Origin of the sequence: Singulisphaera acidiphila DSM 18658 (assembly GCF_000242455.2) — a bacterium.
Lineage (GTDB): Bacteria > Planctomycetota > Planctomycetia > Isosphaerales > Isosphaeraceae > Singulisphaera > Singulisphaera acidiphila.
The window spans coordinates 5,951,086-5,965,132 of record NC_019892.1 but is presented as its reverse complement, the minus strand read 5'-3'; the positions used below and the strand labels follow the sequence as shown (position 1 = coordinate 5,965,132).

General features: G+C 61.5%; 14 protein-coding genes and 1 pseudogene (1 of these 15 cut by a window edge). 8 read left to right on the top strand and 7 right to left on the bottom strand.

The annotated features are described in order from the left end of the window. Positions 1-44: 44 nt before the first annotated feature. Positions 45-419, bottom strand: coding sequence for a hypothetical protein (locus SINAC_RS23480; protein WP_020466673.1), 375 nt, complete (start codon positions 417-419; stop codon positions 45-47). 127 nt (positions 420-546) lie between these two features. Between SINAC_RS23480 and SINAC_RS23475 the strand changes: the two genes are divergently transcribed. After that, positions 547-1,086, top strand: coding sequence for an adenylyltransferase/cytidyltransferase family protein (locus SINAC_RS23475; RefSeq protein ID WP_015248059.1), 540 nt, complete (start codon positions 547-549; stop codon positions 1,084-1,086). Between the two features lie 13 nt (positions 1,087-1,099). On the opposite strand, the gene SINAC_RS38180 is transcribed toward SINAC_RS23475, so the two are convergent. Both SINAC_RS38180 and SINAC_RS23465 read right to left on the bottom strand, forming a co-directional pair. Beyond that, positions 1,100-3,580 (bottom strand): tetratricopeptide repeat protein, encoded by a 2,481-nt coding sequence (locus SINAC_RS38180; RefSeq protein ID WP_015248058.1) that lies wholly within the window; start codon positions 3,578-3,580, stop codon positions 1,100-1,102. A gap of 788 nt (positions 3,581-4,368) precedes the next feature. Next, positions 4,369-4,578: a hypothetical protein gene (locus tag SINAC_RS23465; RefSeq protein WP_015248056.1), complete on the bottom strand. Its 210-nt coding sequence runs from the start codon at positions 4,576-4,578 to the stop codon at positions 4,369-4,371. A 374-nt stretch (positions 4,579-4,952) separates the two neighbouring features. Between SINAC_RS23465 and SINAC_RS23460 the strand changes: the two genes are divergently transcribed. The 3 genes and pseudogenes from SINAC_RS23460 to SINAC_RS39105 all read left to right on the top strand — a co-directional run bounded on the left by SINAC_RS23460 (position 4,953) and on the right by SINAC_RS39105 (position 7,062). After that, complete coding sequence (locus SINAC_RS23460; protein ID WP_015248055.1) at positions 4,953-5,309, top strand: hypothetical protein; 357 nt, start codon at positions 4,953-4,955, stop codon at positions 5,307-5,309. A 3-nt stretch (positions 5,310-5,312) separates the two neighbouring features. Continuing rightward, positions 5,313-5,876 carry a helix-turn-helix domain-containing protein gene (locus SINAC_RS23455; RefSeq protein WP_015248054.1) on the top strand — a complete coding sequence of 188 codons (564 nt, stop codon included), beginning with the start codon at positions 5,313-5,315 and terminating at the stop codon, positions 5,874-5,876. Between the two features lie 416 nt (positions 5,877-6,292). After that, positions 6,293-7,062: pseudogene (locus SINAC_RS39105) on the top strand (IS5 family transposase). A 156-nt stretch (positions 7,063-7,218) separates the two neighbouring features. On the opposite strand, the gene SINAC_RS23440 reads toward SINAC_RS39105, so the two are convergent. Continuing rightward, positions 7,219-7,590 (bottom strand): hypothetical protein, encoded by a 372-nt coding sequence (locus SINAC_RS23440; RefSeq protein ID WP_052334758.1) that lies wholly within the window; start codon positions 7,588-7,590, stop codon positions 7,219-7,221. Positions 7,591-7,694: 104 nt separating this feature from the next. On the opposite strand from SINAC_RS23440, the gene tnpA reads away from it, so the two are divergent. The 3 genes from tnpA to tnpC are packed head-to-tail and all read left to right on the top strand — an operon-like array spanning position 7,695 to position 10,145. Further along, a complete protein-coding gene (tnpA, locus tag SINAC_RS38175) occupies positions 7,695-8,072 on the top strand; it encodes an IS66 family insertion sequence element accessory protein TnpA (protein WP_015248052.1) in 378 nt (125 codons plus the stop codon). Continuing rightward, entirely contained in the window at positions 8,066-8,452 is a 387-nt protein-coding gene (gene tnpB, locus SINAC_RS23430) for an IS66 family insertion sequence element accessory protein TnpB (protein WP_015244205.1), read from the top strand. Before tnpA ends, tnpB begins: the two co-directional genes overlap by 7 nt. Before the next feature lie 31 nt (positions 8,453-8,483). Next, positions 8,484-10,145, top strand: coding sequence for an IS66 family transposase (tnpC, locus tag SINAC_RS23425; protein ID WP_015244217.1), 1,662 nt, complete (start codon positions 8,484-8,486; stop codon positions 10,143-10,145). Here tnpC and SINAC_RS39100 read toward each other — a convergent pair. Next, complete coding sequence (locus SINAC_RS39100) at positions 10,086-10,427, bottom strand: transposase (protein WP_157579453.1); 342 nt, start codon at positions 10,425-10,427, stop codon at positions 10,086-10,088. The two genes, tnpC and SINAC_RS39100, sit on opposite strands and share 60 nt — an antisense overlap. 637 nt (positions 10,428-11,064) lie before the next feature. Here SINAC_RS39100 and SINAC_RS23410 point away from each other — a divergent pair. Beyond that, a complete protein-coding gene (locus SINAC_RS23410) occupies positions 11,065-12,144 on the top strand; it encodes a hypothetical protein (RefSeq protein ID WP_154673958.1) in 1,080 nt (359 codons plus the stop codon). A gap of 404 nt (positions 12,145-12,548) precedes the next feature. On the opposite strand, the gene SINAC_RS23405 is transcribed toward SINAC_RS23410, so the two are convergent. After that, the gene (locus tag SINAC_RS23405) at positions 12,549-12,992 is read right to left on the bottom strand and encodes an SMI1/KNR4 family protein (RefSeq protein WP_015248047.1); all 444 of its coding nucleotides are present in this window, start codon (positions 12,990-12,992) and stop codon (positions 12,549-12,551) included. Between the two features lie 14 nt (positions 12,993-13,006). Beyond that, positions 13,007-14,047, bottom strand: partial view of a fibronectin type III domain-containing protein gene (locus SINAC_RS40150; RefSeq protein ID WP_015248046.1) — the 3' portion only. 26,844 nt of this gene lie beyond the right edge of the window; the window shows 1,041 of its 27,885 coding nt (coding positions 26,845-27,885); its start codon lies beyond the right edge, outside the window; it ends in the stop codon at positions 13,007-13,009.

Here is a 14,047-nt window from a genome sequence, read left to right as displayed (position 1 = left end):
TTCTGCCCGGTCTGCCGCTACCCCGGCGCCGAAGCCTACGATAGCTACGCATGTGCGATTTTTGAAATCTGCCCCTGCTGCGGGACCGAGTTCGGCGACGACGACACCAACCAATCGCATGAAAGCATCTGCTCGGTATAGATCGCCGCCGGGATGCCCCGGTGGAGCACTGCCACCATGCCGCCGCCCGGCTGGAACGCCGCCCAGCGACTCGGTAACACCGGCCAGTCAATCAAAGACGAAGGAATGTCGCGACCATGAGCCACGAGCTTTCTCCCGTCAATCGATTGCGCAGGCGAATCGGGTCGCGGATCAACCGCTTCAGTTGCCTGGAGAACGCTGGCCGACCAGCCGGTCGTCCCCAGGTTTGCTGCCATATTGCCATGGGCTTGTGAAATGATGCGGCCCTCGGATTGCAAGGCGAACGGAATTCGACGGAAGGCTTACAACCATTCAATAAAACAAAAGCATGAGCAGCACCCGGGCTCATTTGTTAGAATGAGTCTCTTGCCCCGACCTTATGATTATCACCCAGGACTTGTCGTTATGTCGGTCGCGAAAATCTTCGAAGATCCTTCCCAACTCGCTCCGCGGATCGCCGAGGCACAACGACTCGGCCAGACGGTCGTGTTCGCCAACGGCTGCTTCGAGCTGCTCCACGTCGGTCATGTCCGCTACCTCCAGGCCGCCCGAGAGCTGGGCGATCTCCTGATCGTCGCGGTCAACACCGATGATTCGCTGGCGCAGATCAAGCCCGATCGCCGGCCGGTCAACTCGGACCGTGAGCGGATGGAGATCATTGCGGCCTTGGGGCCGGTCGACTTCGTGGTTCCCCTGTCCGACCGCACCCCCGCGGGACTGATCATGCTGTTCCGCCCGCAGATCCACACCAAGGGGACGGATTACACGCTGGACCGAATCCCCGAGCGAGTGGTGGTGGAGTCCTACGGCGGGCGGGTCGAACTGGTCGGGGGACCGAAAGATCGAAGTACCTCGGCGATGTTGCGGGCGATCAAGGCCCCCGAGTCGGCCAGCGGTACTTCTGAAGTCGGCGGGCGACCGGAGACAGTTGCCCGCGCCGGTTGACAGCGCGGGGGATTCAGCTCGCGGCATCGTCCGAACCCAGCACCCGTGCGTCGATCCGCCGGCGCAGCTCGCCGATCCGAGTTCGGGCTGCGCTGACCCGTCGGGCCGCTTCGACGAAGTGGGGCCCGAAGTCCTCGGCGTGCTCGGATTCGCGGAGCCGCGTTTCCGCAGCGCTCAGCGACTGGACGACGGACATCATCTCCTCGACGAGCGCCGCCAACTCCGGGGACGCTCCGAACGTCTCGCGATGGAGCGTCCTCAGTCGTTCCAGCTCGGCAGCACTCGCGGGCCGAGAGCGCGGCCGATCGCTGGCCGGCCCGGCTTCGGCCGTCAGGACCGCGATCCGCTCGGCCAGTTCGCCGGGCGAGATCGGAACCTCGAGGTAGCGTGCCCGGACGGCGGGCGGAACCTCCTGAGCAAGCTCCCGCGCGATCCGCTCGAAGACCGGGGGCCAGTTGCCGAGCTTCGCCTGGCGAAAGAGACGCATCGAGGGATACCACGGCGAGTCCTCCCGGCCCAGCATCCACTGCCAGCCCGGAGCCGCCCCCATCGGAACCCAGACCGGCACCCCCATCGCCCCGGCCAGGTGCGCCACCGCGGTGTCGGAAGTGATGAACAGGTCGAGGTTCTTCAGCACCGCAGCGGTGTCCATGAACGGCCCGTTCGCCTCATCGAGCCGGGACCCGAGGTCAACGACAGGGAACTCATCGCCCAGTTCTTGGAGTTGCTCGGCCCCGTCGTTCTTCTGGAGACTGAGCAACCGAACCCCCGGCACTCGCGCCAACGGCGCGAAGTGGCGGAGCGGCATCGAGCGGTGGTAGTCGCCGGCAAAAGTCGGGTTCCCTTGCCAGTTGATGCCGACCTTGAAACCAGGCGAGGCCGCCAGCTCGCGGCTCCAATGTTCGACCAGGTCGGGGTCGGGGTAGACGTAGGGAATCTCCAGCGGGATCGATTCCAGGGTCGTGCCCAGAAGCCCCGGCAAGGTCAGCAGCGGGGTGTAGACGTCGTGCTCGGGCGGTTCCTCCCCTTGCGGATAGATCCGGTCGATTCCAGGGGTCCGGGCCAGCAGAGGGATGAGTTTGGCGGGGCACTCGAAGATCACCGTCGCGCCCAGCCGCTGGAGCAGCGGGGCGTAGCGAATGAAGTGAATCGAGTCGCCCAGCCCCTGCTCGGCCACCAGCAGGACTCGCAGCCCGGCGGGTGGATAACCGTTCCAGGCCGGCATGATCGGAGGCCGGTCCAGGGCCCCTTTCTTCCGGAGCCGCCACTCGTACCCGGCCCACCCCTGGGCGAAGTTCCCCTCGCGAAGCCAGGTCAAGGCGCGATTGAGGTGGGCGTCAACGTGGTGGGGACGGAGCCGGATGCAGCGGGTATAGCTGTCCACAGCCTCGGCAAATTGCCCGGTTTCCGCCAATGCAATGCCGCGATTATTGTAGGCATCGGCATAGCTGGGCTTGATCGCAACGGCGCGGTCATAGCTGGCGACCGCCTCGGCGAACTGGCCGAGGTTCCTCAAGGTGTTGCCCAGGTTGTTGAACGCTTCCGCATAGTCAGGGCGGTGCGTGAGCGCCTGGCGATAGGATCCCGCCGCCTCATCGAACAGATTCTTCCGGGCCAGCGCAATGCCCAGGTCATTCAGCGCGTCGGCGTAATCGGGCCGGAGCCGCAGGGCCTCACGATAGCTGGCGATCGACTCGTCGAGCTTCCCCAGCTTCGCGAGCGTAATCCCAAGGTTCTTGTGAGTGCGCGCGTCGTCGGCCCGGAGCCGAATGGCATGCCCGTAGGCGGCCACCGCGTCGGTGAGCCGGTTAAGGTCACCCAGCGCGGCCGCGAGGTGGGCAAACGCCTCGGCATCGTTGGGCCGGAGCCGGATGGCCTGCTGGAACGCCGCCACCGCCGCCTCATGCCGCCCCTGCGCGGCCAGGGCAATACCGAGGTTGTTCGACGCCTCGGGATACGCCGGCCGGAGCCGCAACGCCTCCTGATAAGCCGCAACCGCCTCGGCCGTTTGCCCCTGGTGCCGCAGGGCGATGCCCAGGTTGTTGTGCGCCTCGGGATACGCCGGCCGGAGCCGTAACGCCTCGTTGTAGCACGCAACCGCCTCGTCGAGCTTGCCCTGGAGGCGGATGGCGTTGCCCAGGTTATTGTGCGCGTCGGGGAAGTCCGGCCGAAGCCGGATCGCCTCGCGATAACAAGTCGCGGCCTCATCCTGCCGGCCGCACCGGGCCAGGACCACTCCGAGATCATTCTGGTAAGCCGCGCTGTCCGGCCGAAGCCGGGCCGCCTCCCGGAAAGCCTCGAGTGCCCGATCGAGCCGCCCGAGGACGAATTCGACCGCCGCGCGATGGCCGTGGTACTCGGCATTGCCAGGCTCGGCCTCGGCGGCCTGAGCAAAATAGTCGGCCGCCAGGTCGTTCCGCCCTTCGCTTCGAGCGGCCAGGCCTAGCGAGCACAATGCAGCAGACGGGCAATGCTCGACATCCTGATCTGGCATAGTCCTCGATGATTCTCCTCGCATCAATAAACGCTGACATTTTCGGCAAAACGCGGCCACTGCTGATCGCAAAGGAACGATCAGAGGTCCACATGCCGGCCGTTCGGTGAACCCAACGTTCCCAAGGTGAAGTACAGTGACCAGGGCAACACACACAGTAATTCCCTGGATCGCTAAACAACGAAATTATTAACAAATTTACATATTTTTGCTTATGCTAAAAATACAGGAGACGAGCTCAGGCTACTGACAAAATGACAAAATCGAAAGAGAGATCTGTTCTCTCAACGATGAAACATCCTTAGCATTAGCTAAAAATAGCGGTTTATCCCAGTCGCTATTTTGAACGACCATAACCTTGAACATCCCTCGGGGATCAAATGAAGGATACCAGCCAAGATCGAGTACAATCGCACCTGGAAACGTAATCTGCGCGAGATCCTCCTTGAGACAGTCGATTTGTTCTCCTAAAGGCAGTCCCTCATCAATCTCATTTAAATCCCAAAAAGATGACCGTACCGGACTTCCAATCAAAGGTTCCAGGCTTCATCATTTCGCCTTTGCGCTTTTTTGAATTCTTCGACTGCGATTGGATGTCCGTGGATTGTCCCTCCACTCTCGTAAACTCGCAACCACCTTGTTTAAATATTGGGCTAGCTTTCTTCCGCCATGACACGCCTCGATGCGCCCCGCCATGCCTGCCGAGACAAGGTCTCGCCCCTTACAATGCCATTGTAGGAGCACACCAACAGAATCTGATGATAAACTCTAATTTTCAGGCGTTATTGCTACGCCTGCTCGACGATCGCCCCGGCATCGACGAACTTAAACGTGAACTTCGCTCCATTGGGAGCCGTCAGCATCCTTTGCCCCGCCTCTTTCCGCCAGGACTGAGGGCCTGTGGTGGGGAAATACGCGATCCGTAATTGCTTGCCCATCGGGATACCGGAGCCGATGAACGTCTCCAGCGGCTCGGGCTGCGCGACGCGCAGGACCACCGAGGCTGGGAGGCCAATTGGCAGTGGACGCCGCCCATTCGCTTTCTGTGATCGCGGCGGAATCTTTGGACGAAGCAAAGGAGATTGCCGTGGATTGCGTTCATTAACGCTACCCGTTACACGAAGGCTGAGCAGCGCACGTCGCCCAAGTCCGCCCTGTGGAGGATATTGAAACTCCGGAATCTCTGGCAAGTCGATCGTCGTAGTCCGGTGGAACCTAAGATCACCCTGACTGACGATTTTGCTCGTGCGAGCAAAATCTCACACCCGGCCCCTCGCCGGTTTTTTTCGTTCGCCCAGCCAATTGCTTCTTGACACTTAATAACCTCAAAGGCATAATTTGTGTATCAAGAAGAGAAGCAGGAGCACGCGAAATGGCCGAGCGAAACGCGACGAAAGCGGAACGACTTGAAGAGTTCCGCAAGCGTCTCACCGCTGCTCCTGCTTGCTCTGACTTTGACGAGGCTTACCACCTTATCTGTAGCACGATGAATGAGGTTGAGGACGCGTTGACGGACATCCCGAACACGCCAGCCAACTGGATGGTCGACGGTCGGATGTACCCACCCCAGATGGATAGCGTCCGTGGGGTTGAAGGCCGTGACGACGTGATGCGATTCCGTAGTCGAGGCCACAACACGCTGGTCGGCACTAACGGATCGATTGCGATCCAGTTGCTCTCAGGACAAGTGATCTTCACGAAGGCTGGTGCTGACGGAAAGGAGATTTGAGCGATGAATCAGATCGAACGAATCAGGGACGATCTGAAGAGGCGTTTCCCCAATCTGACGGTCTCGTTGGACAAGCCGGCCGATGAAAAGGGGTCGTGGTTCCTCGATGTGCAGCGTGGGGACGATTTCCGCCCCGTGGTAATCGAGTGGCGTCCTGACCGCGGTTTCGGCGTCTCCACCCCTGGCGAAGACGATTACGGTGCCGGTGCAGACGAGATCTATGCCAAGCCTAGGGAGGCCCTGGAACGGGCGGACGCTCTGATCAGATCGGGAGAGAACTCGCTGGCCATGGTTGAAGTTCAACTGGCGGTTCTCCGCCGGCAGATGGGGATTTCCCAGGCCCAGCTCGGTGAGCTGGCCGGCGTTGGCCAAGCGAACATCTCGCGAATTGAACGTCGAGGTGATGTCTTGGTGAGCACTCTCACCAAGGTGATCAATGCGATGGGGGGCGAACTGGCAATCCATGTGCAATTTCCAGGTCGAGAACCACAGAAACTTGATCTCCCGGCAACAGCGAACGACGAAAAAAAGTCCGAGATGCCACCACAAGGGCGACTGAGGGCCTGAACCTCGCGACATCCCTGAAATGCCGGGCCAAGGAGTTGTTGCAGCAGGATCCGATGGGCCTGGGATTCGCCTGGAAGCGTTGCAAGATCGTGACCACCTGACGAACCGAGAACATCAGAGGCCCATCGCACCGCTTGCTCGCAGGACGATGGGGTTGCTCCATGGCATTTCCCTCTGCCTGGTAACCCAGACGCCAAACCCCAGGGCCATGCCACCACTGAAGGCGCCGCCCGCGCCACTGGCCCGACCCTAACACCCGCGGTGCGCTCAGATCATCGCGTGCCTTAACCGCGCCACAATCTGAACCGGGGATTCGTCCCTGATTCTCGACGCTCCGTCCGGAGGTTAGGTCGTGTGGACAACAGCTGGGTGATTTTGGTTAATAGCGGTCTCGAATCGACACCACGGAGGCCACCATGCGACACCGCCACGCCATCTCGGACGACGATTGGGGCCGGATCAAGGACCTCCTGCCCGGGCAACCTGGGCAGCATGGCAAGGTCGCCAAGGACAATCGCCTCTTCGTCGACGCCGTCCTCTGGATCGCCAGGACCGGTGCCCCTTGGCGGGACCTGCCCGATCGCTTCGGCCCCTGGAACTCGGCCTGGCGGCGGTTCGACCGTTGGTCCCGCAAGGGGGTCTGGCAACGGGCCATCGAAGCCTTGCAAGATCCCGATCTGGAGTGGCTGATCCTGGACTCGACCGTCATCCGGGCGCACCCTTGCGCCGCCGGCGCCCCCAAAAATGGGACGGGACCGGCGGCCAGACCGAGCAAGCCCTCGGCCGCAGCCGGGGCGGCTTCGGAACCAAGATCCACGGCGGAATCAGCGGTCTCGGGTTGCCTGCCCGGTTGACCCTGACGGGAGGCCAGGCGGCAGACGTGACACAGGCGGGAGCGCTGATTGAGGATGTGCCGATCGAGGTGGTCATCGCCGACAAGGGGTATGACAGCCGAGCCGTGGTTAAAGCCATCGAGGATCGGGGGGCCGAGGCGGTGATCCCGAGCCTGAAGAACCGAGCGGAGCAACGGGCCTATGATCGAGATCGCTACAAAGATCGGAACCTCGTGGAGCGGTTCTGGTTCAAGGTGAAGCAGTACCGACGGGTGGCCACTCGGTATGACAAGACGGCCCGGAACTTCCTGGCGTTTGTTCATGTCGCCTCAATCATGATCCTGCTGAGATAGCCCAACCCCCTGGGCTTGCCCAATTGTTGTCCACACGACCTAACCTCGTAACGATTCGGGTCCATTGACACCGATTTCATCGGAGCCAAGCGAAAGCCTTCGGCTCCTTCCACCGGCAAGGAGGGAACACTATTGGGGACATAGCAAATCATCGTCTCAGGTCCGCTCCTTCTTCGGCCTCCCGCGCGCACGGAGGCTCGATGCCAACCCCAAACGCTCGGCCGTAACGCGCGTCCACGACTCGTGGCCGAACGGCTTCCCGCGCTCGACCGAATGCCCCAGGCGATTCAGGTCGCCCACCGAGAGCGGCTCGTTCACACGCTCCAACCCACACGAGTCACGCAACGGCGGCTCGCCGCGCCAGAGCATTCCTTGGCCACTCAACCAGGGGACCAGGCTCGACCAACGCCTGTCCTCCGCCCGGACCACCAACTCGGCGCGTAACGCATTCCGCTCGACGTAACGCAAGACCGTGAGCAGATGCTCGTCGGCCTCGATCGGGAAAGCCTTGAAACGACCTTGCCACACATGTCCCGTCGTGTGGTGGTGGCGTAAGCGTTCGAAATAGCCAGTCTTGTGCCGCCTGATAGCCTGGAAGACGGACCATTTTGTTCGTCCTCCGGAGTCAGACGATGCCACGTGCCGCCAATCCTGCCCTCCCAGTCCTCTGGCGTCGGCGACTGCAACAGCAGTCCGACAGCGGTCTCACCATCGGCCAGTTCTGCCAAGGCCAAGGGATCTCAACCGCGTCTTTCCACGCCTGGAAGCGACGCCTCGCCTCGGATTCGCCTTGCCCTGTCCCCGCTCCGGCTCGCGAACCGGCATTCGTGCCGGTCATCCTCGCCGCCGCCCCCGAGTCGCGATCCGGCGATTCCCCTGAATTCCTCACCATCCGACTCCCCGACGGCGGACGAATCCTCCTGCCCATCGCCGCGGGCGGTGAACTCGTCTGCCGGGTCGTCGAGACCGTCGCCCGCGTCGCGGCGAGGATGGAGCACGCCTCATGTTGAGCGTCCCGCACACCGTGCGGATCCTCCTTCACGCCGACTCCGTTGACCTCAGAAAAAGCTTTGACGGGCTCTCGGGAATCGTCAGCCAAGCCTTCCCTCAGGAGGAACTCCTCTCCGGCCATCTCTTCCTCTTCCTGAATCGCCGACGTGATCGCATCAAGATCCTCTACTGGAATGTCGATGGCCTGGCGATCTGGTACTATCGCCTCGAAGCCGGCTCGTTCCAGGTCCCCCTCCGGCCCTCCTCCGACGCCCCGATCGAACTCCGGTCCGCCCAACTCGCCATGCTCCTGGGCGGCATCGACCTGGGGAACGCCCAGCAACGAAAACGATACCGGAGGACTGAGAAAAACAGGGAAAATCCCGGGAAAACCACTTGAAATCAGAGGTAAGTATGCGATAATCCAATTAATGATTAATCCTCTCGGTCGAAATGCCCAATCCGGCCCCGCGTCGCCGCCAGTCTCCGGCGATGCGGCCCCTCCCGGCGACGCGAGGCAGCAACGGATCCAGGACCTGCTCGCCGCACTCGATCAAGCCACCAGGGCCAATGAGGAGTTGACGCAAGAGAACGACCGCCTGCGCCAGGAGTTGGAGCGGTACCGCCGCTATGTCTACGGGCGACGCAGCGAACGATGCGACGATCCTGGACAAGGTCATCTCTTCGCGTTCGGCGAGGACCTCGAGGTGGCTCCCGAGGCCGAACCGGAGGCCCCGATGCCGGCCGCTCCGAGGAAGTCCCGGTCATCGCGGACGCTGGATTTCAGCCGCCTGCCCCACGTCCGCATCGAACATGACGTGCCCGAGGCGGACAAGACTTGCTCATGCTGCGGCCGGTCCAAGGCACGCATCGGCGAAGACGAGCGGCGTGAGCTCGAATTCATCCCGGCTCGCCTGGAGGTTCGGGTCCACGTCCTCCCCAAGTACGCGTGCTCGCACTGCCACGACGGAGTGAAAAGCCCCGACGGACCGGAGCGACCGCTCCCGGGGTGCATCGCGGGAGCGGGCCTGCTTTCGCAATTGCTGATTTCCAAGTTTATCGATCACTTGACCCTGTACCGCTTCGAGGGCATCGCGGTTCGCTACGGTTTGCACCTGCCGCGTGCGACGCTGTGCGATTGGGTCCGCAAGGCCGCCGAGTTGATGGGGCCGCTCTACGACCTCCAAAAGCAACTCGTGCTCCAATCTCCGGTGATCTGGACCGATGACACCCCCGTCAAGGCGCTGGGCGGCGAGGCTCCCGGGAGCCTGACGACACGGTTCTGGCTCTATCATGGGGACGAGGATCATTCCTACGACGTGTACGACCATACGGCGAGTCGCAAACGCGACGGGCCGGCGACGTTCCTGGCCGGCTTCGTGGGTTATCTCCAGGCTGACGCATATGCTGGATATGACGGGCTCTATCTCGGGTCGCCTTCGGCGATCCACGAAGTCGCTTGTTGGGCGCACGCCCGCCGCAAGTTCTACGATGCGCGGTCGTCGTCGCCGGGGAACGCGGGTTTGATCCTGGAAGCGATCCGCCGGTTATACGACGTGGAGGATCGCGTCCGAGGGTTGTCCGTTGAGGCGAGACAGGCCCTGCGTGCGCAAGAAGCGGTGCCGATCCTGGAACGGCTTCGAGGGGACCTCGATCGGCTTGCGGACCAGTCGCTGCCGAAATCGGCGTTGGGCCAGGCTCTGACCTATGCGCGGAATCAGTGGAAGGCGTTGTGCCGCTACACCGAGGACGGCCGGCTGACGATCGACAACAACGTGGCGGAGCGTCGCCTCCGCGACCAAGCCATCGGCCGGAAGAATTGGTTGTTCCTGGGGAATGTGGATGCGGGACCGCGAGCGGCGGTGTTGAGCACGATCATGGCAGGAGCGAAGCGTCATCGCCTGGAGCCGTGGGCCTACGTCAAGGACGTACTGATGACGCTGAGCGTGGCCCCGGAACGAGTCGAGGACCTCTTGCCCGATCGGTGGGCTCGGAACCATCCGGGACACGTACTGACGCATCGCCTGGAGGAATCACGTGAACGGGCACGGCGTCGCGACGCAAAACGAGCGGATCGTCGCAAGCGGAAGTGATCCAAGGGCGGTCCGATGCGCGGAGTGACGGGAGTGCCAATCGCGGTCCCCCCCCCTCTGGGAATCTCGAGCGCTTACGTGGTGGCGATGACAGCGTCGCGCGTGCGCCGTCAGAAGCCACGGCATCCAGCGGCTGAGGTCGCCATCGGCGTGGGGCCGAAGCACCAAGGGGAAGTGATTCGGCATGAGACAGTAGCCGAGCAGATCCCTCGGCGTGCGTGCGGTCGCATCCGCCATGGCGCCGAGGAACGCAGCGTAGTCGCCCGCCTTGTGGAAGACCATTTCGCGGCGATTGCCGCGGTTAAGAGCGTGAGAGCAGAGGCCTCCCACGGAGGCCCGAGCGGTTCGTGCCATGGCTCGACTGGATCGCAGGTAGGCGAGCGCTAGCAAGAAAAAATCGCTATGTCCCCCTGGTATGTAGCAAATCAGAGAGAGTCATTCTTAACTCTCGACGAGCCGGCAAAAAGTCGATTTTCGCACCGCAAAGTGTTCGAAAACCCCGAGAAATCCAGTAGGTGCACTCTCTGATTTCGGACTTTTTGCCGGCCCGTCGACTTTCGACAATACCTCGTGGAATCGTCGGACAGTCATCTGGAGACAGACTTGATACCCGAAGGCCGGTTCCTCGGCAAGGCAGCGAGTGTAGCGGCTGTGGACCCGCCCTGCCTCATGTCCGCAGACGGGACAGGATGCGTTGGGGTTGGTCGTGGCGATCCCGAGAGTCAGGGTGAGGCCATTGAAGTCGGTGCGGACCAGGCGACTGCCGATAGGAGCGTGCAGAAGCTGAGCCAGCAGCAAGAAAGGCCTCCAAAGAGTTGGGGAAAGTGGATTTACACAATGAGGTGACAACTTATCTACGCTATGGGATCACCAAAAGTGCGGGAGAACCAAAAAAAGGGTACCAAGGGTCGAGCCAGACTTGCCCCCACTGCCACGCCGACGCACGCTTCGTCGGCTATCGACCCAAGGGGCTGCTCAGTCTCCTGGGGGCGATCCGTCTTGGGCGAGCCTATTACCTTGCCGACAGTGCCATCAGGGCCTTTGCCCCGGCGATGACCTGCTGGGCCTGAGTGCGGGCGACCTGACCCCCGGCGCGGCGCAGGCGGTCAGCCTGGCCGGAGTGATCGTCAGCTTCGCCGACGCCGCCGAGGAAGTCCTCACTCGGTTGGCGGGACTGCGGATCTCGGAGGCCACGGCGCAACGCACCACCGAAGCCGCAGGGAAGGAACTGGGCCGCCGCCTGGCGGCGAGTGAGACCTTCGGACCGGCGCGGGACTGGGCCTGGCACAAGGATGCCAAGGGAAAGACATGTGCGTACGTGCCACTCGATGCCACGAGTGTCCCCCAGCAGGGCCCCCACGCCGCCAAAGCCGACAGCCGCATGGCCACGGTGGCGATGCTCTACAACCCGATCCCAGAGAAGCGTGCCCGCTGGGCCAATCCCCAGGGGAATCGCCCGCCTTTGCAGGTCCGCTACCTGGCCAGCTTGAACGGCCAGGCCAGCCTGGGTGAACCCCTGCGACGGCAAGGAGCCGAGGTCGGTATGGACCGAGCGGAGCGCTGGATCGCTCTGTCGGATGGCGGTTCCGGCCTGGAGGACTGGGTGACGACGAACTTCGGGCGGGTCGAGGCGGTGATCCTCGATTTCTACCATGCTTCGGAACACTTGGGGGATCTGGCCAAGGCATGGCATGGCGCCGGCACGGAGGAGGCTACGGCCCAGCATCAGCGCTGGTCGCACCGGTTGAAGCATGAGGGGGGCCAAGCGATATTGGACGAGTTGCGCGCCCTGGAGATCAGGGCGCGGCCGTGTGCCGGTCAGGTTTGGCAGGGGACGGTGACCTATTTCGCGAACCAAGTTCATCGCATGGACTACCCAAGGTATGTGGCCAAAGGCTGGCAAATCGGCTCCGGCCCGGTGGAGTCGGCGTGCAAGACGGTCGTCAACCAGCGTCTGAAATGCGCCGGCATGCGCTGGGGGGGAGCAGGGCTCGGATGACCTGTGTCATCTCCGCGCCCTGTTCCTGAGCGAGCGGGGCCAATGGGATGCGTTCTGGACCAGTGGCAGGAAGGCAGGGTAGCGAGTGCTACCTACTTCAAAGAAGCTTACCCCCCCCTTTCCCCGGTGTGGACAAATCCTGGAGAATCTCGGCTGTCTGGGCTAGTTCGCACAGGCGACCTCTGTGCAAAGGAGTGAAGATGGCGAAGCCCGAATCCTAGTCAAAAGCCGCGAATCGTCATGCGTTGGCGGAGAAACCGTCCCCGAAGAGCTTCGGATCGCCTGTCGACTCCTTACCCATCTCCCGATGCCTACCCAGGATTTATCCACACCCCCTAGGAGATGCCCCTCTCGGCACAATTCAGGCGCACAACAAACATGTGCCCTTTCCAGAAAAATACTGCTTAATGAAGAGATTCAACAAACTCCGCAAACGACGCAGAGATGAACGAGATGTTGTCCCAGAACGGATCGCCGTCCATATTCTCCTCTTCATGGTCCCAAAAATAGATCGCGCCTACAGACTTTGCTCCGACATCGAGAAGAACGAGATTGCCGAAATCATCGCAAGCGATGGGCAGCAATCCTTCCGGAATCCTTCCGGCATAAGTGTCAATTTTCTCATGCAAGCGATAGTGGGAGGCATTGGGGTCAAGCGTGAAAAAGAAGTGGACAACGGACCCATCTCCATTCGGCCCCTCAAAGGCAGTGGGCCTAGGACGTCCACCGTTTTCCTTCGCGAGAAAGGTGCGGTAATCTACTGGAAGGTCCACACCAATTCTGCGTTCGAGCGAGCGAATATCGTCCTCGGATGCTCCGCCCGTGCTAATCCGTTCCGTGATCTCCATTGGATAATCTCCCTTTACCTGTTCCTGTTCAACGACATGCCGCCGCTGTGCCAAAACTGCGAGTGGACCTTTTCATCCACCAGTTGCATGAGGCCTAAATCCTGGTTGTGATGCCAAATAAAATTGGCCGGAGTTTTAGTAAAGCCGGCTGCCAAATTTGCCGCAGCTTGATCAAGACGATGCCTCGTCGCTTTTGATCCTTGGCTCGCCAGGGTAATTCTGACTTCATTCAAGCCTTCTGCGCCCTGGTAAAGATACTTTGAGAAATTCGGATAACCAAGCGAATTGTACACAATGGAAATGCCGTTCTTGATGTAAGTGATCGATCCGTCGGGATGATTAATGACCCTGCCACCGTTCTTTATCCACTTCGCCGCATCAGGAATATGCCCTTTGAGCGAGGAAATCAGACCACCTACTCCGCTTGGAGCAGGTACAATCCGTTTTACAAACTCCTTGCCAAAGTCATCAAGAGCCCCACCTGCGGAAGCGAGCTTAGTCCCTTTAGCAGCGTTCTTGGCCGCATCAGCTGATGCATCGAACGCCGCCTTGGGAACGGGACTTGCTGCAAGACCCGCACCGTTCGCCACGGCCTGAAGCATGTTAGCACGCGTCATGCCGTTTTTCGACATGTCATCGGCGGCCATTGCCACACCAACGGCGTTCTGGGAGGCATCGAACAACACCAGGACGCCACTGGCTGTTCGAGAGATCTTCCCTCCCTTGGCCAAGGCCGAAGCTGCGCCACCAGTGCCTACCGATATCAAGACATCGAACCCTCCCTGGGCAACGCCAGCGGAGAGGTCGTAGCCATTGGCACGGTCGTAGTCCGTTACGGGGATCAGTTCCCAGCGATCTCCCTTGATTCCCAAGGTGAAGGTAGAGCGTGCGGCTGTCGTGGCTCCATTGACGACCGCCTTGCCTCCTGTAGTCAAGCCGTAGGCCCCGGCGCCGATCAAGTCCAGTCCACTGGTGCTATCCATCTCCACGAGAGTGCCTGTCAGGACAAGGTTGCCGGCAACTCCCACGGCCTGATCAGCCTTGGTTGCGACATA

Bases quoted from the DNA above. Each gene is read 5' to 3' on its own strand.
- SINAC_RS23475 (WP_015248059.1), top strand. From the start codon at position 547: ATGTCGGTCGCGAAAATCTTCGAAGATCCTTCCCAACTCGCTCCGCGG.
- SINAC_RS38180 (WP_015248058.1), bottom strand. From the start codon at position 3,580: ATGCCAGATCAGGATGTCGAGCATTGCCCGTCTGCTGCATTGTGCTCG.
- SINAC_RS23460 (WP_015248055.1), top strand. From the start codon at position 4,953: ATGGCCGAGCGAAACGCGACGAAAGCGGAACGACTTGAAGAGTTCCGC.
- SINAC_RS23455 (WP_015248054.1), top strand. From the start codon at position 5,313: ATGAATCAGATCGAACGAATCAGGGACGATCTGAAGAGGCGTTTCCCC.
- tnpA (WP_015248052.1), top strand. From the start codon at position 7,695: ATGCCACGTGCCGCCAATCCTGCCCTCCCAGTCCTCTGGCGTCGGCGA.
- tnpB (WP_015244205.1), top strand. From the start codon at position 8,066: ATGTTGAGCGTCCCGCACACCGTGCGGATCCTCCTTCACGCCGACTCC.
- tnpC (WP_015244217.1), top strand. From the start codon at position 8,484: ATGATTAATCCTCTCGGTCGAAATGCCCAATCCGGCCCCGCGTCGCCG.
- SINAC_RS39100 (WP_157579453.1), bottom strand. From the start codon at position 10,427: ATGGTCTTCCACAAGGCGGGCGACTACGCTGCGTTCCTCGGCGCCATG.
- SINAC_RS23405 (WP_015248047.1), bottom strand. From the start codon at position 12,992: ATGGAGATCACGGAACGGATTAGCACGGGCGGAGCATCCGAGGACGAT.